Here is an 18,999-nt window from a genome sequence, read left to right on the forward strand (position 1 = left end):
GGACGATGTCCGGATGGTAGCCGGTGAAATGCGGAAGCGGCAAGAAGTCTTGACAAATTACTTGAAGTTCGTGCGCTAAGTGTTGCCGGCCAAAGACGCCGCGACAATGAAAAAGCCGCGCCCGGAATGTTCCGTGCGCGGCTCTGAGGTACAGCCAGCTAATTGATTCTTAAAGGATTTCGGACGCGTAATCGGCGAGGCGCGAACGCTCGCCGCGGGCGAGCGTCACGTGACCGCTGTGCGCCCAACCCTTGAAACGGTCGACCACATACGTCAAGCCCGAACTGCCTTCCGTCAGATAAGGCGTGTCGATCTGCGCGATATTGCCGAGGCAGATGATCTTCGTGCCGGGACCCGCGCGGGTGACCAGCGTTTTCATCTGCTTGGGCGTCAGGTTCTGCGCCTCGTCGATGATCAGATACTTATCGACGAACGTCCGTCCGCGCATGAAGTTCATACTCTTGATCTTCAGGCGCGAGCGGATCAGTTCCTGAGTCGCGGCGCGGCCCCATTCGCCGGCTGCGTCGTCGGTTTTCTGCAGCACTTCGAGGTTGTCGTCGAAGGCGCCCATCCACGGCTGCATTTTTTCCTCTTCCGTGCCGGGCAGAAAGCCGATGTCTTCGCCAACCGGCACCGTGGCGCGCGTCACGATGATCTCGTTATAGCGCTTGTCGTCCAGCACCTGTGCGAGACCCGCCGCGAGCGCAACGAGTGTCTTGCCGGTGCCGGCCTGGCCGAGCAGCGTCACGAAGTCGATCTCGGGGTTCATCAACAGATTCAGCGCGAAGTTCTGCTCGCGGTTGCGCGCCGTAATGCCCCACACGTTGTTTTTGTGATGGCCATAGTCGCGCAGCGTTTGCAGTAGCGCTGTCTTGCCGTTCAACTCGCGCACCAACGCGTGGAACGCCGGCTCGCCGTTCTGCGGCTCGAGATAAACGAATTCGTTGACGAGCATCGACGGGCACAGCGGACCGGTCACACGGTAATACGTAGTACCCGTCTTGGTGTCCTGCCAGCTCTCCATGCCCTTTGCGTGCTTGGTCCAGAAATCCTGCGGCAGCGCGCGGATGCCCGAATACAGCAGGTCGCTGTCTTCGAGCACCTGGTCATTGAAGTAATCTTCGGCGGGCAGGCCGAGCGCATGCGCCTTGATGCGCATGTTGATGTCTTTCGACACCAGCACGACCTGGCGATCCATCCGGTCGCGCTGCAACGCACGCACGACACCGAGAATCTGGTTATCGGCTTTGCCTTCCGGCAGACCTTCAACCGGTTCGATCGCGGTCAGCTTGGTCTGGAAATACAGACGCCCGGACGCCTCGCGGCTGCCCAGACGCGCGAGCGAAATGCCCTCAGACATGTTGCCCGCGTTCGCGACCAGTGCGTCCAGCGTGCGGCTCACCTGACGAGCGTTGCGCGCGACTTCCGACATGCCTTTCTTATGGTTGTCGAGTTCTTCCAACGTCATCATCGGCAGATAGACGTCGTGTTCCTCGAAACGGAACAGGCAGCTCGGGTCGTGCATCAGCACGTTCGTGTCCAGCACGAAGAGCTTCTGGACTTCGACCGGCTCGGCGGCGGTGCCGCGTTTTTTACTCGTGCCGCGCGCGGTAGGCGCGGCGGCCGGCGTGCTCGCCGTGGGCTGCTTCGCGCTCGGCGTGCGTGCGACGGCCGGCTGCGGCTCGGCGGCGGGTTCGGCTTGCGGACGGGCAGCGGGAACCGGTTGCAGCAGCGCGGCGGTTTGCCTCGTCTTGCGACCGGAGCCCGATGTGCCGCGTGCCTGAACGGCCTCGTCGGCTGCGGTCCCCGTTACGGCCGCCGACGATGCCGGCACCGGTCGCAACGTGGTCGCGGCATTGGCAGCGTGCGCCATGGGTGTGGCGACGTTCGCGCGGCCGTAATCGGCCGGCTCTGCGGATTCGCCTTCGGCCTGTTTCTTCGAAGCGGAGCGCGCCGGTGCGGCGGCTTTGGCTTTGTATTCGTCAGGCGGCAGGAGATTGCCGAGCTTGCTGGGGGGGGTAGGCAAAGGCATGGTTTCCCTCGAAATAATCGGGTCACATATCGTGCGCCGCCTGTCGCATTCTGCCCGTGCCGATGTTGCGCACGCAGTTTGCGCCCGGAGGCGCGCATTCGGTCTAGAGATGCCGGTTCGCCTGGTCTTCGATCGGCTCCTTAACGATGAACGCGCGGCCGAGTGAACGAACGGCTGCGCGCAATAAAAAAGCCGCCGCCCCGGCGTACGGGGCAAGCGGCTCGCCTACGGTGTTCGCATTGCGCCTGACGACTCCGACGGACCCGATGAATCCGGCAAAGCAGCCGTCGAATGTGGCGCAGCGACGAAAATTTTGGGGTGGACAGGCACTCATTGCAACCCAATATAACGCGCCTCAAAGCGCTTGTACAGCCTCCAGAATCTCGTCGACATGCCCGGGCACTTTCACGCCGCGCCACTCCGTGCGCAGCACGCCGTCACTATCGATGAGAAACGTGGAGCGCTCGATTCCCCGTACTTCTTTGCCATACATTTTCTTCATTTTGATGACGTTGAAGAGCGCGCACAGCTTTTCTTCCGGGTCGGAGATCAACGGGAACGGCAATTCGAGCTTTGCCTTGAAGTTGTCATGCGAGCGCAGGCTGTCGCGCGACACGCCGATGATTTCCGCGCCGGCCTTCTTGAACTTCGGATAGAGATCGCGGAACTGCAGACCTTCGGTCGTGCAGCCGGGTGTGTTGTCCTTCGGATAGAAATACAGCACCACCTTCTTGCCCCGCAGTTTGGACAGCGTGATCTCGCCTCCGGTGGCGGGAGCGGTGAAGTCGGGGATGGGTTGGTCGACTGCGATGGACACGAGGTTCTCCGGTTGTTATAGGCGGCGGCGCGGTGTGAATCCGACAAGGCGGCGTCGGCCTGGCATCGAGTTGGGGGAAGGGGCTACCGGTGCGCGCATGTTCTCGCGTGGCGGTCGGGTCGTCAGGACGGGCTGCCGGACAGCAACTCAACGGCTGCGTGAAGTCAGCATGCCGGGCGGCCAGTCACGGCTGGACGATCAGCTCGCCGGAGCGCCCTGGAATTTCGCCCCACGTAACAGGGTACGATGGCAGCGCGCCGCGGTCCAGCGTGGCGTAGTAATCGCCCATGGTCGCAAACGTGTGGCCTTGTGCACGCCAGCCTTCCAGTAACTGTTCGAAGTTCGGCGCGAGCTTCTGGCCCTCGAGTTCCGCGTGCAGCGTGAACACCTGATCGTGCGGATTATTTTCTGTGTGCTTCAGCATGAAGGCCGCGACGTTGTGTTCGTCCACGCCGTCCACGCCGAGTACTTCGTCCAGCGTGGGCAGCGTGGTCGGCATCTGCACATGCGCGAGCGTTCTTCCGTCGACCACAGGGAAATACGGCGAATGGCCCCGGCCGTCGGACGCGTAGTGCATGCCCCACGCGTCGATCTGCTCGAACGCATGGCCGTTCATCTGCCATCCGGCCGCGCCGTGCGTGACGGGCGGCGCACCGAAGATTTCGATGAAACGGTCGCGGCTTTTCTGCATTTGCGCCGACGTCCACGCGCGATCTTTCGAGCGCACGTTGTCCTGCCAGTACACGTGATCCCAGGTATGAATGCCGCACTCGAAACCGGCTTCGTGGATCGCCCGCATTTCCGCCGACGCCTTGGCTCCAATGTCCGGTCCCGGCAGCAGCACGCCGTACATCAACTGCTTGAGCCCGTAGTGCTCGACCACCGACGTGCGCGACACCTTCTGCAAAAAGCCCGGCCGCAGCACACGGCGCATCGCCCAACCAGTGTGATCGGGGCCGAGGCTGAAGAGGAAAGTAGCGCGCGCCTTGAAGCGGTCGAAAATACGCGCGAGATTCGGCACGCCTTCGCGTGTGCCGCGCAGCGTGTCGACGTCGATCTTCAGGACGATTCGGGCCAAGGATCAGCCCTTACTGCTGTTCGACGAGCGCGCGTGCTTCGCCGACGTGGCCGCGATACGCTTCGAAAATCTTGCGCAGCGCTTCGTCGAAGGTGGACTTCGGCGCCCAGCCGAGTTCCTGCATCGTATTGTCGATCTTCGGCACGCGATTCTGTACGTCCTGATAGCCGGCGCCGTAGTACGCGCCCGACGACGTTTCGACCAGCTGGACTTTTTTCGCGGTGTCCGCGTATTCCGGAAATTCCGCGGCGAGCGTCAGCATCTTGTGCGCGAGTTCCCGCACCGAGAAGTTATTGGTCGGGTTGCCGATGTTGTAGATCTTGCCCGTTGCGACGCCGTCCTTGTTCTCGATGATCTTCATCAGCGCGCCGATGCCGTCGTCGATATCGGTGAACGCGCGCTTTTGTGCGCCGCCGTCGACGAGGCTGATGTTCTCGCCGCGCACGATGTGGCCGAGGAACTGCGTGACCACGCGCGAGCTGCCTTCCTTCGGCGTGTAGATCGAGTCGAGGCCCGGGCCGATCCAGTTGAACGGACGGAACAGCGTGAAGTTCAAACCCTCCATGCCGTAGCCCCAGATCACGCGGTCCATCAACTGCTTCGAGCACGCGTAGATCCAGCGCGGCTTGTTGATCGGACCGTACGACAGTTGCGATTCTTCCGGATCGAATTGCTCGTCCGTGCACATGCCGTAGACCTCGGAGGTCGACGGAAATACCAGATGCTTGCCGTACTTGACCGCCGAACGCACGATCGGCAGGTTCGCTTCGAAGTCGAGTTCGAACACGCGCAGCGGCTGCTTCACGTAGGTAGCCGGCGTGGCGATCGCGACCAGCGGCAGAATCACATCGCACTTCTTGACGTGATATTCGACCCACTCCTTGTTGATCGTGATGTCGCCTTCGAAGAAGTGCATCCGCTCATGATTGATGAGATCGCCCAGACGTTCGGTCTGCATGTCCATTCCGAAGACTTCCCAATCGGTCGTTTCGAGAATGCGTTTGGACAGGTGATGGCCGATGAAGCCGTTCACACCCAGGATCAGGACTTTCTTCATAAATGTCGGGGAGTTTGAATGAGCTGGGCGAATGTGGCCGGAGTGACGACGGTTTCAGTGCCGTCGTGCTGATGCCGCAATTCGTGGATGGCGATCGCGCGACCGTCGCCGCATATCGCGAAAACGCCATTATCGCCTACGTGCAGGCCCGGCGGCAAATCCGGGCGAAGCGCGCCCGGCGCCGCAAGCCGCGCGCGCGCGACAACGAAACGCCGGCCGTCGATGTCGGTGAACGCGCCGGGATAGGGCGGCGCGACTGCGCGGATCAGGTTGTAGACCTGTTGAGCCGGCTGTGTCCAGTCGATGCGGCCGTCCTCCGGCTTGCGCCCGCCGTAGTAGCTGCCGTGCGAAAGATCGTTCGGCAGATGCGGCGCTTCGCCGGCGAGCAACGCCGGCAGGACGCGCCACAGCGTCTGTTCCGCGGCCACCGTGACTTTGTCGAACACTTGCGCCGCGGTGTCGTCGGGCAGAATCGGCACCGGCGTTTGCGCGATGATCGCGCCCGCGTCAGGCTTCGCGGCCATTTCGTGCAGCGTCGCGCCGGTTTCGGTTTCACCGTGCAGCACCGCCCAGTTGGTGGGCACGCGACCACGGTACTTCGGCAACAGTGAGCCATGCATGTTGTAGGCCCCGCGCGCGCCGAGCGCGAGCAGATCGACCGGCAGCATGTGGCGGTAGTAGAACGAGAAGATGAAGTCGGGATGTGCCGCGCTGACGGCCGCTCGCAATTCGGGACTCTTCGGGTCTGCGGGCGTGACCACAGGAATGCCGTGCTCGGCCGCGACCGTCGCCACGCTGCCGAACCAGATGTTTTCGGTAGGGCTGTCTTCGTGTGTGACGACGAGCGCCACGTCCATGCCGCGCGCGAGCAGTACCTGCAGGCAGCGCACGCCGACGTTGTGATACGCGAATACGACGGCGCGCGGTTTCATCGGTTCGGGCCCTCGCCTTGATGGTCGGCGAGCGGCGCCGGTTGAATCGCCTGCACGACGGTTTGACGCGGCATTTCAACCACGGCCGCGCCGTCGCGCTGTTCGAGAATGGTCTGCACCAGATAGCGCGGACGCGCGCGCACCTGTTGATAGATCCGGCCGATATATTCGCCGAGCAGCCCGAGCGCGAAGATGATCACGCCAAGCAGGAAGAACGTAATGGCGAAGAGCGTGAACACACCCTGAACTTCCGCCCCGATGATGAAGCGCCGTATCAGCAGCAGCACGAACAACGCCGCGGAGCCGAGCGACAGGATCACGCCGATGAACGACAGCCACTGCAGCGGCACGACTGAGAAGCCGGTCACGAGGTCGAAATTCAGTCGGATCAGCGAATAGAGCGAGTACTTCGATTCGCCGGCAAAGCGCTCCTCGTGCGCGACTTCGATCTCGACGGGATTCTGCGCGAAGGTGTACGCGAGCGCCGGAATGAACGTGTTGATTTCGCCGCAGCGATTGATCGTGTCGATGATGTGGCGGCTGTACGCGCGCAGCATGCAGCCCTGATCGGTCATCTTGATGCGCGTGATGCGCTCGCGCAGACGGTTCATCACGCGCGAAGCCTTGCGGCGCCACAAGCTGTCCTGACGTTGCAGGCGAATCGTGCCGACGTAGTCGAAGCCTTCGCGCATCTTGTTGACCAGCTTGCCGATTTCTTCCGGCGGGTTTTGCAGGTCGGCGTCGAGCGTAATGACGATCTCGCCGCGCGACTGTTCGAAGCCCGCGAGAATTGCCATGTGCTGCCCGTAGTTGCCGTTCAGCAGGATGACGCGGGTCGTGTCGGGGCGCGCGCGGAACTGCTCGGCGAGCAGCGCGGGGGATTTGTCGCGGCTGCCGTCGTTGATGAAGATCACTTCATAAGACGTGCCGAGCGCGTCGAGCGCCGGATAGAGCCGCGCGAATAGCGCCGCAAGTCCGGCTTCCTCGTTGTACACCGGAATGATGATCGACACTTCCGGTGCGACGGCGCGTTGTTCCGTATAAATCATTTCCGCTTATTTTCCGTATTGTTCGCAAATTTCGTTGACCGCGCGGCACACGCGCTCTACGTCGCTTTCGTTCATCAGTGTGAAGAGCGGCAACGTGACGTTCGTCGCGCCGAAACGCTCGGCGTTCGGGAACATGCCTTCCTTGAAGCCGCGGGCGCGGTACAGCGAGAACAGATGAATGGCCGGATAGTGCACGCCCGAACCGATACCGCGTTCCTTCAACTGGCCCATGAAACCGGCGCGGTCGATCGAAAGCTTCTCCAGCGGCAATGTGATCTGGAACATGTGCCAGTTGCTGTTCTCGAAGTCGGCGAACGGCAGTCCAACGCCCAGCTTCAGTGCCGCGCCGCCCTCGAAGCCGGCGAAGTATGCGCGCGCCAGTTTCCTGCGTTGTGCGAGAAAACGTTCGAGGTGCGGCAACTGACCGAGGCCCACGCGCGCGGCGACGTCCGTCAGATTGTATTTGCCGCCGAGCACGTCGCAGTCCATGCCGTCGAAACCCGTGCGGGTGATGCCCTGCAGCCGGTATTTCTGTGCGAGGACGGCTTCGTCCTCGTTGTTCAGTACGAGTGCGCCGCCTTCGATCGACGTGAGATTCTTGTTCGCGTGAAAGCTGAACGAGACCATGTCGCCGATCGCGCCGATGCGCTTGCCGTTCCAAGTCGAGCCGAACGCCTGCGCGGCGTCTTCCACCACACGCAGTTTGTGCTCGCGCGCAATCGCGTACAGGCGGTCCATGTCGACGGGCAGGCCTGACAGATAAACCGGAATCAGCGCCTTGGTGCGCGGCGTGATCGCCTTCTCGAGTTTGTCGAGGTCGATGTTGCGCGTGACCGGGTCGATGTCGGCGAACACCGGCGTCGCGCCGACTTCGTAAATGACGTTGCTGGTCGACACCCACGAGGCGGGCGTCGTGATCACTTCGTCGCCTTCGCCCACGCCGGCAATGCGCAGTCCGATCTCGAGCGTCGCCGTACCGGAGTTGAACGTGCGCACGGGACGGCCGCCGCAGAATTCAGAGAGCGCCGCTTCGAACTTCTGGTTCTGCGGGCCGGTGGTGATCCAGCCCGAGCGCAGAACGTCGGCTACCCCGCGGATCGTTTCTTCATCGATCTCCGGCTTGACGAACGGCAGGAACGGCAGAGGCGGAACGGTTGACTGGGTCATGAATACTTCGCTCGATCGAAAGGGCCGCGGCCTGAAGGGGCGCGGTGAACACACACTACGCGCAAATCCGGGCCAAGACTAAAAAGGGTGCAAACCGCGGAGCATACCGCGATCAACCTTACGTTTTGCTTAGCCGGTGCGGATGCCGGCTTACGCTATCTTTGCGGCAGCTTTGCTGCGCCTGGTGCGTGGCCGCGCTAGCTGCGCGCGACTATCACCACGCCCACCAGAATGACGCCGATGCCGACCAGTTTCTGCACCGACAGCACCTCGCCGAACAGATACCACGCGGCGAAAGCGTTGACGACATAGCCGAGCGACAGCATCGGATAGGCAATCGACACGTCCACGCGCGACAGCCCGACGATCCAGACGGCCAGGCTGATCACATAGCAGGCCACACCGCCGATGATCGGCGGCTGCGTCGCAATGCGAAAGGCGATCGGCACGATGTTCGCACGGGTGAATTCGAAGTGTCCAACCGCATTCGTTCCGGCTTTGAGCAGCAACTGCGCACCGGCGTTCAACGCGACGCCAGCGAGAATGCAAAAGAGGGAAATGGGGTTCATCGGTTGTTCAGGTCCTGATATGGGGTTACTGCTGGGTTTTTTCCACGGGCGCGGCCACCGCGCCCGCAGCGAGCGGCTTCATTACGACGACGCGGCGCGAGTCCTGCGCAACGACCTGCATCGGCAGGCCTTCTTTCAGGAGCCGCTTGTAAGTGGAGGGCGGAATCAGTGCCAGTGCGTAGCGGTCGGCCTTCCAGCGCTCGACCCACGCCTCGACCGACGGCAGCCACTTCTGCGGTTCCACCGACACGCCGAACGCGAGTTCGTCGGGATGCTCGACCATCGTCATCGTATGGCCGATGTAGAACGGCAGCGTGTGGTCGAGCACGCCGACCGAGTAGAACGGCGTGTCGGCCGGCAACTTCGCCATCTGCGCCTTGATCGCGGGCGCGAGCGGCGCGCCGGAACTGAGGCGGCCGAACACGTCGTGGCCGATGCCGGCGATCGTGCCGAGCAACAGCCACGCCGCGCCAAAACTCGCGATCGTGCCGAGGCTGCCAGCGCGGCTGCGGCGATTGAACCAAAGTGCGGCGAGCGTCAGCACGAACGCGACGGCAAGCGCGGCCAGTACCCACGTGCGGTACTGCGCGTACAGCTCGGCGGGATTGCGCTGGCTGCCGAAGCGCGGCAGAAAGAGCGCGACGAACGCGGCCACTACGAGAAATAGTGCATAGCCGGCGAGATGGCGGCGCCACTGGTCCCGTGTGACGAGCGGCAGATACATTCCGATCAGCAGCGCGATGGGCGGCGCGATCGGCAGCGTGTACGAGAGCAGCTTGGAATGCGACGCGCTGAAGAAGAGGAAGATGAAGCCGGTCCAGACCAGCATCATCGTGACAGGTGCAAAGCCATTCGGCTGGCGCGGCAGGCGCCACGCATGACGCACACTCTGCAGCACCACCGAGAGCCAGGGCAGGAAGCCGACGATCAGCACCGGCACGAAATAATAGAACGGCCCGGGACGGTTCTGCTCGGGCGTCAGGTACCGCTTGAACTGCTGAACGATGAAGAAGAAGTTGAGGAACTCGGGATTGCGCTGCTGCACCAGCACGAACCACGGCGTGACGATCGCGAAGAAGACGATGAGGCCGCCGATCAGATGCAGGCGCTTCCACACCGCCCAGTCGCGCGCGACCAGCGTGTAGATCACCAGCACGGCGCCCGGCAGAATGACGCCGACCAGGCCCTTCGACAATACGGCGAGCGCCATCGAACCCCAGCACAGCCACATCCAGCCGCGCACACGGGCGGTCTCGAGATTCGGGCGCTGAGCGAGCAGCAATGCGCACAGCGTGAGTTCCATCCAGAACGACAGGCCCATGTCGAGCGTGTTGAAGTGGCCCATCAGGTTCCAGTAGGGCGACGTCGCGAGTACCAGCGCTGCAAACACGCCGGTGGCCGCATTGAACACGCGCGCGCCGGTGAAGCCGATCAGCAGCACGCCGGCAAATCCGGTGAGCGCCGTGTAGAGCCGCGCCTGCCATTCGCCGATGCCGAACCACGCGAACGTGAGCGCGTTCGCCCACGTTTGCAGCGGCGGCTTCTCGAAGTACTTGTAGCCGTTGTAGCGCGGCGTGATCCAGTCGCCGGTCACGAACATTTCCCGCGCCATTTCGGCGTAGCGGCCTTCATCGCTCGGCAGCAGATGGCGCCACCCGAGCGGCACGAACCAGATCACGGCAAGGGCCAGCACCAGCAGCAGAATCGCGGTGCGGTTGAGCGGTAGCCTCGACGGCGTATCGTTCATCGATTTAAACCTTTCTGGCGACGCCGCATGGGCGGCGCTGCGTTGTTATTCGGAATGGGCGGCAGGCCCGGACTTCGCGGCTTGCTGCTGTGCTGCTGTGCCTTGGCTCGCGCCAGGTCTTATGGCCGCTCACGTGCCGGCGCATTTCGCGCGCTGCGTGCGCCGTACGGCACCGGTGCCCTACGAACAGGCGTTGGCCGCTGCCTCGGTGAGCTGAGCGGCTCGCGCAGCGGCGGCAGCGGGAGCCGAAATCGCTGATGTCCGGACCGCCGGCTTCGCGTAGATGGCGCGCAGTGTACGTGATCGTCCGTGACCCGGCGAGGGCGGGGGTGCTGCAATTCGCGTGAGATGCTGCTCCCAGCGCGGTTGGAGCAGCACTGTCGCCAGCGCACTCCGGGCCACGACAGAACGCATCCGCTCAAGTCGCGCCGCAGCGGTCGACCCAGAGCCGCCGACGCAACAGATACGGCGTCGGCGCACCAATTGCCAGACCCGCTAGCCTTCGATCAGCAGCGCGGCCGCGACCTTGCGGCCCTCGGCCATCAAGATGTTGTACGTGCGGCAGGCGGCCTTGAAGTCCATCGTTTCGACGCCGATGCGTTTAGCGGTAAGCGCGGCAGTCAGGCGCGGGTGCGGAAACCGCAGCCGCTCGCCGCTGCCGAAGATCACCACTTCGGGCGCCGGCTCGACCAGCATCGAGAAAAGCTCGGGGCTCAGTTCCTCGAAGGACGAGACAGGCCAGGGGATGACAGGCGCTTCCGGAAGCACGAGGATGCTGCCGGAATGACGCACCAGATTGATTTCGACATAGCCGTCGCCGTAACCGGTCACGGTATTGAGGGCGCCGCTGGAATCCTGATGTAATTTCAAATTCGTTTTCCGAAGTCGTCGCGAGACATCATGCGTGTTGGCGGCCTGGCCGTGGCAAGCACGAGCAGGGCGGTCAGACGCGGTGGGACACGAAAGGGCCGAAAAAGCTCCCGTTGCGGTTCCGTCACGGTTCGTTGTGGTCCCGTTACGGTTGGTGCATTGCGGAAGTCGGCCAAAATCCGCTAAATTATAACTTTTTAGCCGCCCAGCGGCGCCTCTCGCCAAGCGCCGCCACAAGCCGCGCTGACGATCCGGGGCGGGTCTATCGGCCACGCGCCCTGGTTTTGCCCGCTTTTCGTCCGCTTTTGTTCCGCTTTTGTTCCGCTTTGGCCTGCTCTAGCCCGCTTTAGCCGGTCTCGCTGGTGCATCGGCGCAATCCGCCGCTAAGAGTTCCGAGCAGACTCTGCACCAAACCTCGGGAAGTGGCCGCGCAGGGCGGCCCGACCCGCGCCGGCCGTGCCCGTTCGCCCGAAGCTGCAGGCCCAAGGCTCCAAGCCAATTAACCAGGATGAAGTGCCCGCCGTGAAACCGATTCTCAAATCCAACAAGTTGTTGAATGTCTGCTACGACATTCGCGGGCCCGTCCTCGAACACGCGAAGCGGCTCGAAGAAGAAGGCCACCGCATCATCAAGCTGAACATCGGCAATCTGGCGCCGTTCGGTTTCGAGGCGCCCGACGAAATCATCCAGGACATGATCCTGAATCTGCCGGGCTCGTCCGGCTACTCCGACTCCAAAGGTGTGTTCGCCGCGCGCAAGGCGATCATGCATTACACGCAGCAAAAGGGCGTACACGGCGTCGAGCTGGATGACATCTACATTGGCAACGGCGCCTCCGAGCTCATCGTGATGGCGTTGCAGGGGCTCCTGAACGACGGCGACGAAGTGCTGCTGCCCGCGCCCGACTATCCGCTGTGGACGGCCGGCGTGAGCCTCGCGGGCGGCACGCCGGTGCACTACATCTGCGACGAAGGCAACCGCTGGATGCCCGACCTCGACGACATCCGCGCGAAAATCACGCCGAACACGCGCGCGCTCGTCGTCATCAACCCGAACAATCCGACCGGTGCGCTGTACTCCGACGAACTGCTGCTCGGCCTGATCGAGATAGCGCGGCAGCACGGGCTCGTGATCTTCGCCGACGAGGTGTACGACAAGATCGTCTACGACGGCAAGACGCATACGTCGATGGCGGCGCTCTCGGAAGACGTGCTGACGGTCACGTTCAACAGCCTGTCGAAGAGCTACCGCTCCTGCGGCTACCGCGCGGGCTGGATGTTCATTTCGGGCCTGACCGGCGAGAACCGCCGCAGCGCGAAAGACTATTTCGAAGGACTCGGCATTCTCGCGTCCATGCGCCTGTGTCCGAACGTGCCCGGCCAGTACGCGATCCAGACCGCACTCGGCGGCTATCAGAGCATCAACGACCTGATCGTGCCGAGCGGGCGCCTCTACAAACAGCGCGAGCTCGCGTACGACATGCTCACGTCGATCCCCGGCGTGAGCTGCGTGAAGCCGGAAGCGGCGCTGTACATGTTCCCGCGCCTCGACCCCAAGGTTTATCCGATCCAGAACGACCAGCAGTTCATCCTCGACCTGTTGCTGGAAGAGCGCGTGCTGCTGGTGCAGGGCACCGGTTTCAACTGGAAAACGCCGGATCATTTCCGCGTCGTGTTCCTGCCGAATGTCGACGACCTCGCGGATTCCATCAACCGGATCGCGCGTTTTCTGGACGGTTATCGCAAACGTCACACGGCCTAGCGCACAATAGGCGACTCGCGCTTCGGCGGCGCATTGCATCCGACACCCGTTTCCTCGTGAGAAAACGCCGGGCCGCCCGGCTTTTTCTCACCCCCTCGGGGCCTGGCGCGAAGCGCCGGGGTTGGGGGCACTTTTTAAACATTTACTCGAAAACACGCTGCATGGAACCGATCAAAGTTGGACTGCTGGGCTTCGGCACGGTAGGCAGCGGCACCTTCACGGTACTGCGCCGCAATCAGGAAGAAATCAAACGCCGGGCCGGCCGGGGCATCGAGGTGGCGCGCATTGCAGTGCGCAATCCGGCGAAGGCGACCGCGGCGCTGGGCGCTGACGCGCCGAGCGTGGCGCTCACCGACGACTTCAACGCGGTGGTCGACGATCCTTCGATCGACATCGTCGCGGAAATGATCGGCGGCACCGGCGTGGCGCGCGACCTGGTTTTGCGCGCAATCAAGAATCGCAAGCACGTGGTCACGGCCAACAAGGCGCTGCTCGCGGTGCACGGCACGGAAATCTTCGAAGCGGCGCGCGCCAATGGCGTGATGGTCGCGTTCGAGGCGGCGGTGGCGGGCGGCATCCCGATCATCAAGGCGCTGCGCGAAGGGCTCACGGCCAATCGCATCCAGTACATCGCGGGCATCATCAACGGCACGACGAACTACATTCTTTCGGAAATGCGCGACCGCGGGCTCGACTTCGCGACCGCGCTGAAGGCCGCGCAGGAACTGGGTTACGCCGAAGCCGATCCGACCTTCGACATCGAAGGCGTGGACGCCGCACACAAGGCCACGATCATGAGCGCGATCGCGTTCGGCGTGCCGGTGCAGTTCGACCGCGCTTATGTGGAGGGCATCAGCAAGCTCGCCGCAATCGACATCAAATATGCCGAGGAACTCGGCTATCGCATCAAGCTGCTCGGCATCGCGCGGCGCACCGACAAGGGCATCGAATTGCGCGTGCACCCCACGCTGATTCCGGAAAAGCGCCTGCTCGCCAATGTGGAAGGCGCGATGAACGCGGTCGTCGTGCACGGCGACGCAGTCGGCACCACGCTTTACTACGGCAAGGGCGCAGGAGCGGAGCCGACGGCGTCCGCCGTGGTCGCCGATCTGGTCGACGTGACGCGCCTGCATACCGCCGACCCGGAGCATCGCGTGCCGCATCTGGCTTTCCAGCCGGATCGCCTGTCGAGCACACCGATTCTGCCGATCGACGAAGTGACGAGCGGCTACTACCTGCGTTTGCGGGTCGCGGACGTGACGGGCGTGCTGGCCGACATCACGCGCATTCTGGCCGACACCGGCATTTCGATCGACGCGCTCCTGCAAAAGGAATCGGAGCACGTCGATGCAAACGGCAAGGGCGAGACCGACATCATTTTGATCACGCACGAAACGGTTGAAAAAAATGTCAATGCGGCGATCAGGTCGATCGAAGCGTTGCAGACCGTTGTCTCGCAAGTCACGAAGCTGCGCATGGAAGCGCTGAACTAGGCCGAACTATGAACTACCTCTCCACGCGCGGCGCCGGAGCCGGCGAGCGCCACACTTTTTCCGACATTTTGCTCGGCGGTCTCGCAAAAGACGGCGGGCTGTACCTGCCGGCCGAATACCCGCGCGTCAGCGCCGACGAACTCGCCCGTTGGCGCACGCTGCCGTATGCGGACCTCGCCTTCGAAATATTGTCGAAGTTCAGCGACGACATTCCGGCTGAAGACCTGCGCGCGCTGACCCGGAAGACGTACACGGCGCAAACGTATTGCAACGTGCGCGACGACGAAGGCGCGGAACAGATCACGCCGCTGAAAACACTCGGCATCGAGAACGGCGCGCCGCTGTCGCTGCTGGAACTGTCGAACGGTCCCACGCTTGCGTTCAAAGACATGGCGATGCAGTTGATCGGCAACCTGTTCGAATATGCGCTCGCGAAACACGGCGAAACGCTGAACATTCTCGGCGCGACTTCTGGCGACACCGGCAGCGCCGCCGAATACGCGATGCGCGGCAAGCAGGGCATTCGCGTGTTCATGCTGTCGCCGCACAAGAAGATGAGCGCGTTCCAGACCGCGCAGATGTACAGCCTGCAAGACCCGAACATTTTCAACCTCGCGGTCGAAGGTGTGTTCGACGATTGCCAGGACATCGTCAAAGCCGTTTCGAACGACCACGCGTTCAAGGCGAAGTACAAGATCGGCACGGTCAATTCGATCAACTGGGCGCGCGTCGTTGCGCAAGTCGTTTATTACTTCAAGGGCTATTTCGCCGCGACCAAGAGCAACGACGAGCGCGTGTCGTTCACGGTGCCGTCGGGCAATTTCGGCAACGTGTGCGCGGGTCACATCGCGCGCATGATGGGTCTGCCGATCGAAAAACTCGTGGTGGCTACGAACGAAAACGACGTGCTCGACGAATTTTTCCGCACCGGCATCTACCGCGTGCGCAAGGCCGCGGAGACGTATCACACGAGCAGCCCGAGCATGGACATTTCGAAGGCGTCGAACTTCGAGCGTTTCGTGTTCGATCTGCTCGGCCGCGATCCGGCGCGAGTGCTGCAATTGTTCCGCGACGTCGAGGAAAAGGGCGGTTTCGACCTCGCGGCGAGCGGCGACTTCGCTCGTGTGAAGGAGTTCGGCTTCGTATCGGGCCGCAGCAGCCACGACGACCGCGTTGAAGCGATTCGAGACGTCTTCCAGCGCTACGACACGATGATCGACACGCATACGGCAGACGGCCTGAAAGTGGCGCGCGAACATCTGCAACCCGGCGTGCCGATGATCGTGCTGGAGACGGCGCAGCCGATCAAGTTCGGTGAGACGATTCGCGAAGCGCTGTTGCGCGAGCCGGAGCGTCCGGCCGCGTTCACGGGGCTGGAGTCGCTGCCGCAGCGTTTTGAAGTGCTGCCCGCCGACGCACAGCGCGTGAAGGACTTCATCGTGGCGAACACCGGCGCGTAATTGCGACTGGCGCGCGGGCCAGCGGCCCGCGTGACATGCCGCGCCGATAGTGCGGAAGTCGAGCCGGCGGTCGGGTCGCGTTGGACGCGGCGCGTTTGCCGCACCCGCTGCGGCGAGCGCCTCAGAACTCTGCGGCGCACTGCGAAACCCTCCGATAAGAGCGGGCGTGACAAGGCTCAGCCTTCGGCCGCTACAATGTTCTTTTAACCTGCGGCTTCGAACCCCAGATGTCCACACCCACGCCCCGCGCTCCGATGCTCGCCACCGCCGACGCATTGGCGACCCTGCTCAGCGCTGCGAGTCCGGTCATCGGCAGCGAATTCATTCCGACGCTCGAAGCATCAGGCCGCGTGCTCGCGGCGGATGTCGTCTCGCCGCTCGACGTGCCGCCAATGAACACCAGTTCAATGGATGGCTACGCGATCCACGCCGCCGACGTGACGACGCACGGCAATCGCCGTCTGCCGGTGTCGCAACGCATCCCGGCCGGCCACGCGCCCGAGCCGCTGAAGCCCGGTACGGCAGCCCGCATTTTCACCGGCGCGACCGTGCCGCCGGGTGCCGACGCCGTCGTCATGCAGGAGCAAACGGAAGCCGACGGCGACGAGGTCACCATTTTGCACAGCCCCCGGCCCGGCGAATGGATCACCGCGCAAGGCGCCGACATTCAAAGCGGTTCGGTCATTCTGCCGGCCGGCACACGGCTCACGCCGCAGGCGTTGGGGCTTGCCGCGTCGGTCGGTTGCGCCGAACTGGAAGTTCGTCGCCCGGTGCGGGTTGCCGTTTTCTTCACCGGAGACGAGTTGACCATGCCCGGCGAGCCGCTGAAGCCCGGCGCGATTTACAACTCGAATCGCTTTACGCTGCGTGGACTGCTCGAGAAGCTCGGCTGCGAGGTGAGCGACTTTGGCATCGTCGCCGACCGGCTCGATGCGACGCGCGACCTGCTGCGTAAAGCCGCGCACGCGCACGATCTCATCCTGACGTGCGGGGGCGTGTCCGTCGGCGAGGAAGATCACGTGAAGCCGGCCGTCGAGGCGGAAGGACGCCTTGCGATGTGGCAGATCGCGATGAAACCAGGCAAGCCGCTCGCGTTCGGCGCCGTGCGTCGCGGCGCGGGGAGCGGTGAAACCAGCGCTAATCACGCATCTGATGCGGGGCATGCCGCTGCGTCGGCCGAAACGTTTTTCATTGGTCTGCCCGGCAACCCTGTGTCGAGCTTCGTGACCTTTCTGTTGTTCGTGCGTCCGTTCATTTTGCGGCTTGCGGGCGTGCAGGCCGTCGCACCGCGCGCGCTGTCTTTGCGCGCGGACTTCACGCAGAACAAGGCCGATCGCCGCAACGAATTCCTGCGTGCGCGCATCAACAGCGCCGGCGGTCTCGAACTGTTTCCGAACCAGAGCTCGGCCGTGCTGACGTCGACGGTATGGGGCGACGGGCTGATCGACAATCCGCCCAATCATGCGATCAGCGCCGGCGAAACCGTGCGTTTCATTCCTTTTTCCGAATTGCTGAATTGAGGCCGGCAACGCCGGCGGCATCCCATGAAGATTCAACTGCGATATTTTGCGAGCGTGCGTGAAGCGCTCGATCTGGCTGATGAAACCGTTGACGTGCCCGAAGGCGTCGCGACCGTCGGCGACGTGCGCGCCTGGCTGCGTGTGCGTGGCGGCATCTGGGCCGACACGCTCGTCGAAGGCCGCGCGCTGCGCATGGCCTGCAATCACGTCATGACGAACGCCGGCGCGCGAATCACCGAGGGTTGCGAGGTCGCGTTTTTTCCACCCGTCACTGGCGGTTGAACCGCAAGGAGCCCGCCATGCCCGTACGTGTCCAGACCGAAGATTTCGACCTCAGCGCCGAAGTTGCCGCGCTGCGCGCTCGCAATCCGAAGATAGGCGCCGTGGCGTGCTTTGTCGGCACCGTGCGCGATCTGAACGAGGGCAGCGCCGTCGAGGCAATGGAGCTCGAGCACTATCCGGGCATGACTGAGAAGTCGCTCGAGGCAATCGTGGAAAGCGCACGCCTGCGCTGGCCCGGCATCGAGGTGCTGATCGTGCATCGCGTGGGCAAACTTTATCCGCTCGACCAGATCGTGTTGGTGGCAACCACGGCCGCGCATCGCGGGGATGCGTTTGCGTCGTGTGAGTTCGTGATGGACTATCTGAAAACCCAGGCGCCGTTCTGGAAGAAGGAGAAAACGGAAGCGGGCGAGCGCTGGGTCGACGCCCGCGTGACCGACGATACAGCGCTCGCGCGATGGGGCATCGAATCCGGGAACGGATCTTCAGAGTAGGCGTTTGCCGCGCTCGTCGCATCAGCGGCGGGTTGCGCCGTCAATCACCGTCACTCGTCGTCACTCGTCGCGTGCCCGCCCGATAATGCGCGTCGGAAACGGCTCCCCAGCGGGCCGCTCGGGGAGCTGCGGCTCATCGTCGCGGGGGGGGCGTTTCGGCGCAACGCGTTCGAGCAATGCCTGTTGTTCCGCCGGAATCTTGTAGTCCCAACCGAAACGGCTCAATTGCAAACTCTGCGCGATGCGCAGCGCCGGTTCCATGAAGCGGACGGCGGCGGCCGGCTCATAACGCGACTCGACAGTATCGAGGAACAGGTACAGCCAGCGGCTGAAATGCTGCGGCTCGATCCCTTCAAGCGGCTGATGCGCCTGCTGCACATTGCCGCGGTACTGCTTTGCGCCCAGCACGAGACTCGCCCAGAACGTGCACATTTTCGGTAGATGATCGTCCCAGCGGCCGGCCAGCTTCGCATCGAAAACCGGCCCGAGCAGCGGATCTGCCCGTACGCGGTCGTAGAAACCGTACACAAGCTCGCGGATATTGGCTTCGTCAGGCTCGGCGGCGCGCTCGACAACCGGCGCGGCGGGAAAAGAAGGCTTCATGCAAGTTCCGGAAGTGTGCGACGATTGGCTCGTCGCCTGCCCCAGCGCGCCGCGCACCGGCACGAACC

At 63.2% G+C, this 18,999-nt stretch carries 17 protein-coding genes; 6 read left to right on the forward strand and 11 right to left on the reverse strand.

Going from position 1 to position 18,999, the window contains the following annotated elements:
• Positions 1 to 169: 169 nt before the first annotated feature.
• The 10 genes from H281_RS0104130 to H281_RS0104185 form a co-directional block, all read right to left on the reverse strand.
• Positions 170 to 2,032 (reverse strand): PhoH family protein, encoded by a 1,863-nt coding sequence (locus H281_RS0104130; RefSeq protein ID WP_020065816.1) that lies wholly within the window; start codon positions 2,030 to 2,032, stop codon positions 170 to 172.
• Positions 2,033 to 2,387: 355 nt separating this feature from the next.
• Positions 2,388 to 2,849 carry a peroxiredoxin gene (locus H281_RS0104140; protein ID WP_020065818.1) on the reverse strand — a complete coding sequence of 154 codons (462 nt, stop codon included), beginning with the start codon at positions 2,847 to 2,849 and terminating at the stop codon, positions 2,388 to 2,390.
• Positions 2,850 to 3,033: 184 nt separating this feature from the next.
• Positions 3,034 to 3,927, reverse strand: coding sequence for a polysaccharide deacetylase family protein (locus H281_RS0104145; protein ID WP_020065819.1), 894 nt, complete (start codon positions 3,925 to 3,927; stop codon positions 3,034 to 3,036).
• A 10-nt stretch (positions 3,928 to 3,937) separates the two neighbouring features.
• Positions 3,938 to 4,984, reverse strand: coding sequence for a bifunctional UDP-4-keto-pentose/UDP-xylose synthase (locus H281_RS0104150; RefSeq protein ID WP_020065820.1), 1,047 nt, complete (start codon positions 4,982 to 4,984; stop codon positions 3,938 to 3,940).
• Positions 4,981 to 5,916 (reverse strand): formyltransferase, encoded by a 936-nt coding sequence (locus H281_RS0104155; RefSeq protein ID WP_020065821.1) that lies wholly within the window; start codon positions 5,914 to 5,916, stop codon positions 4,981 to 4,983. The genes H281_RS0104150 and H281_RS0104155 overlap by 4 nt, the downstream gene beginning before the upstream one ends.
• Entirely contained in the window at positions 5,913 to 6,965 is a 1,053-nt protein-coding gene (locus H281_RS0104160; RefSeq protein ID WP_020065822.1) for a glycosyltransferase, read from the reverse strand. Before H281_RS0104160 ends, H281_RS0104155 begins: the two co-directional genes overlap by 4 nt.
• Before the next feature lie 6 nt (positions 6,966 to 6,971).
• Positions 6,972 to 8,132 carry a DegT/DnrJ/EryC1/StrS family aminotransferase gene (locus tag H281_RS0104165; RefSeq protein WP_020065823.1) on the reverse strand — a complete coding sequence of 387 codons (1,161 nt, stop codon included), beginning with the start codon at positions 8,130 to 8,132 and terminating at the stop codon, positions 6,972 to 6,974.
• A gap of 197 nt (positions 8,133 to 8,329) precedes the next feature.
• On the reverse strand, positions 8,330 to 8,701 hold the full coding sequence (locus H281_RS0104170) for an SMR family transporter (RefSeq protein WP_020065824.1): 372 nt from the start codon (positions 8,699 to 8,701) through the stop codon (positions 8,330 to 8,332).
• A 25-nt stretch (positions 8,702 to 8,726) separates the two neighbouring features.
• A complete protein-coding gene (locus tag H281_RS0104175) occupies positions 8,727 to 10,448 on the reverse strand; it encodes an ArnT family glycosyltransferase (RefSeq protein ID WP_020065825.1) in 1,722 nt (573 codons plus the stop codon).
• Between the two features lie 495 nt (positions 10,449 to 10,943).
• Positions 10,944 to 11,318: an Mth938-like domain-containing protein gene (locus H281_RS0104185; protein ID WP_020065827.1), complete on the reverse strand. Its 375-nt coding sequence runs from the start codon at positions 11,316 to 11,318 to the stop codon at positions 10,944 to 10,946.
• Positions 11,319 to 11,831: 513 nt separating this feature from the next.
• Between H281_RS0104185 and H281_RS0104190 the strand changes: the two genes are divergently transcribed.
• The 6 genes from H281_RS0104190 to moaE all read left to right on the forward strand — a co-directional run bounded on the left by H281_RS0104190 (position 11,832) and on the right by moaE (position 18,328).
• Positions 11,832 to 13,079, forward strand: coding sequence for a pyridoxal phosphate-dependent aminotransferase (locus H281_RS0104190; protein WP_027804278.1), 1,248 nt, complete (start codon positions 11,832 to 11,834; stop codon positions 13,077 to 13,079).
• A 161-nt stretch (positions 13,080 to 13,240) separates the two neighbouring features.
• Positions 13,241 to 14,572 carry a homoserine dehydrogenase gene (locus H281_RS0104195; RefSeq protein ID WP_020065829.1) on the forward strand — a complete coding sequence of 444 codons (1,332 nt, stop codon included), beginning with the start codon at positions 13,241 to 13,243 and terminating at the stop codon, positions 14,570 to 14,572.
• Positions 14,573 to 14,580: 8 nt separating this feature from the next.
• Positions 14,581 to 16,032 (forward strand): threonine synthase, encoded by a 1,452-nt coding sequence (gene thrC, locus H281_RS0104200; RefSeq protein WP_020065830.1) that lies wholly within the window; start codon positions 14,581 to 14,583, stop codon positions 16,030 to 16,032.
• Positions 16,033 to 16,259: 227 nt separating this feature from the next.
• Positions 16,260 to 17,552 carry a molybdopterin molybdotransferase MoeA gene (locus tag H281_RS0104205; protein WP_027804279.1) on the forward strand — a complete coding sequence of 431 codons (1,293 nt, stop codon included), beginning with the start codon at positions 16,260 to 16,262 and terminating at the stop codon, positions 17,550 to 17,552.
• A gap of 24 nt (positions 17,553 to 17,576) precedes the next feature.
• A complete protein-coding gene (gene moaD / locus H281_RS0104210; RefSeq protein WP_020065832.1) occupies positions 17,577 to 17,834 on the forward strand; it encodes a molybdopterin converting factor subunit 1 in 258 nt (85 codons plus the stop codon).
• Between the two features lie 17 nt (positions 17,835 to 17,851).
• The gene (gene moaE / locus H281_RS0104215) at positions 17,852 to 18,328 is read left to right on the forward strand and encodes a molybdopterin synthase catalytic subunit MoaE (RefSeq protein WP_020065833.1); all 477 of its coding nucleotides are present in this window, start codon (positions 17,852 to 17,854) and stop codon (positions 18,326 to 18,328) included.
• Between the two features lie 60 nt (positions 18,329 to 18,388).
• Here moaE and H281_RS0104220 read toward each other — a convergent pair whose 3' ends face one another.
• Positions 18,389 to 18,931, reverse strand: coding sequence for a group III truncated hemoglobin (locus tag H281_RS0104220; RefSeq protein WP_020065834.1), 543 nt, complete (start codon positions 18,929 to 18,931; stop codon positions 18,389 to 18,391).
• Positions 18,932 to 18,999 lie beyond the last annotated feature (68 nt).

The organism is Paraburkholderia caledonica (assembly GCF_000383275.1).
GTDB lineage: Bacteria > Pseudomonadota > Gammaproteobacteria > Burkholderiales > Burkholderiaceae > Paraburkholderia > Paraburkholderia caledonica.

Bases quoted from the DNA above. Each gene is read 5' to 3' on its own strand.
- H281_RS0104155 (WP_020065821.1), bottom strand. From the start codon at position 5,916: ATGAAACCGCGCGCCGTCGTATTCGCGTATCACAACGTCGGCGTGCGC.
- H281_RS0104195 (WP_020065829.1), top strand. From the start codon at position 13,241: ATGGAACCGATCAAAGTTGGACTGCTGGGCTTCGGCACGGTAGGCAGC.
- H281_RS0104175 (WP_020065825.1), bottom strand. From the start codon at position 10,448: ATGAACGATACGCCGTCGAGGCTACCGCTCAACCGCACCGCGATTCTG.
- H281_RS0104130 (WP_020065816.1), bottom strand. From the start codon at position 2,032: ATGCCTTTGCCTACCCCCCCCAGCAAGCTCGGCAATCTCCTGCCGCCT.
- moaD (WP_020065832.1), top strand. From the start codon at position 17,577: ATGAAGATTCAACTGCGATATTTTGCGAGCGTGCGTGAAGCGCTCGAT.
- H281_RS0104160 (WP_020065822.1), bottom strand. From the start codon at position 6,965: ATGATTTATACGGAACAACGCGCCGTCGCACCGGAAGTGTCGATCATC.
- H281_RS0104205 (WP_027804279.1), top strand. From the start codon at position 16,260: ATGTCCACACCCACGCCCCGCGCTCCGATGCTCGCCACCGCCGACGCA.
- H281_RS0104165 (WP_020065823.1), bottom strand. From the start codon at position 8,132: ATGACCCAGTCAACCGTTCCGCCTCTGCCGTTCCTGCCGTTCGTCAAG.
- H281_RS0104170 (WP_020065824.1), bottom strand. From the start codon at position 8,701: ATGAACCCCATTTCCCTCTTTTGCATTCTCGCTGGCGTCGCGTTGAAC.
- thrC (WP_020065830.1), top strand. From the start codon at position 14,581: ATGAACTACCTCTCCACGCGCGGCGCCGGAGCCGGCGAGCGCCACACT.
- moaE (WP_020065833.1), top strand. From the start codon at position 17,852: ATGCCCGTACGTGTCCAGACCGAAGATTTCGACCTCAGCGCCGAAGTT.
- H281_RS0104150 (WP_020065820.1), bottom strand. From the start codon at position 4,984: ATGAAGAAAGTCCTGATCCTGGGTGTGAACGGCTTCATCGGCCATCAC.
- H281_RS0104220 (WP_020065834.1), bottom strand. From the start codon at position 18,931: ATGAAGCCTTCTTTTCCCGCCGCGCCGGTTGTCGAGCGCGCCGCCGAG.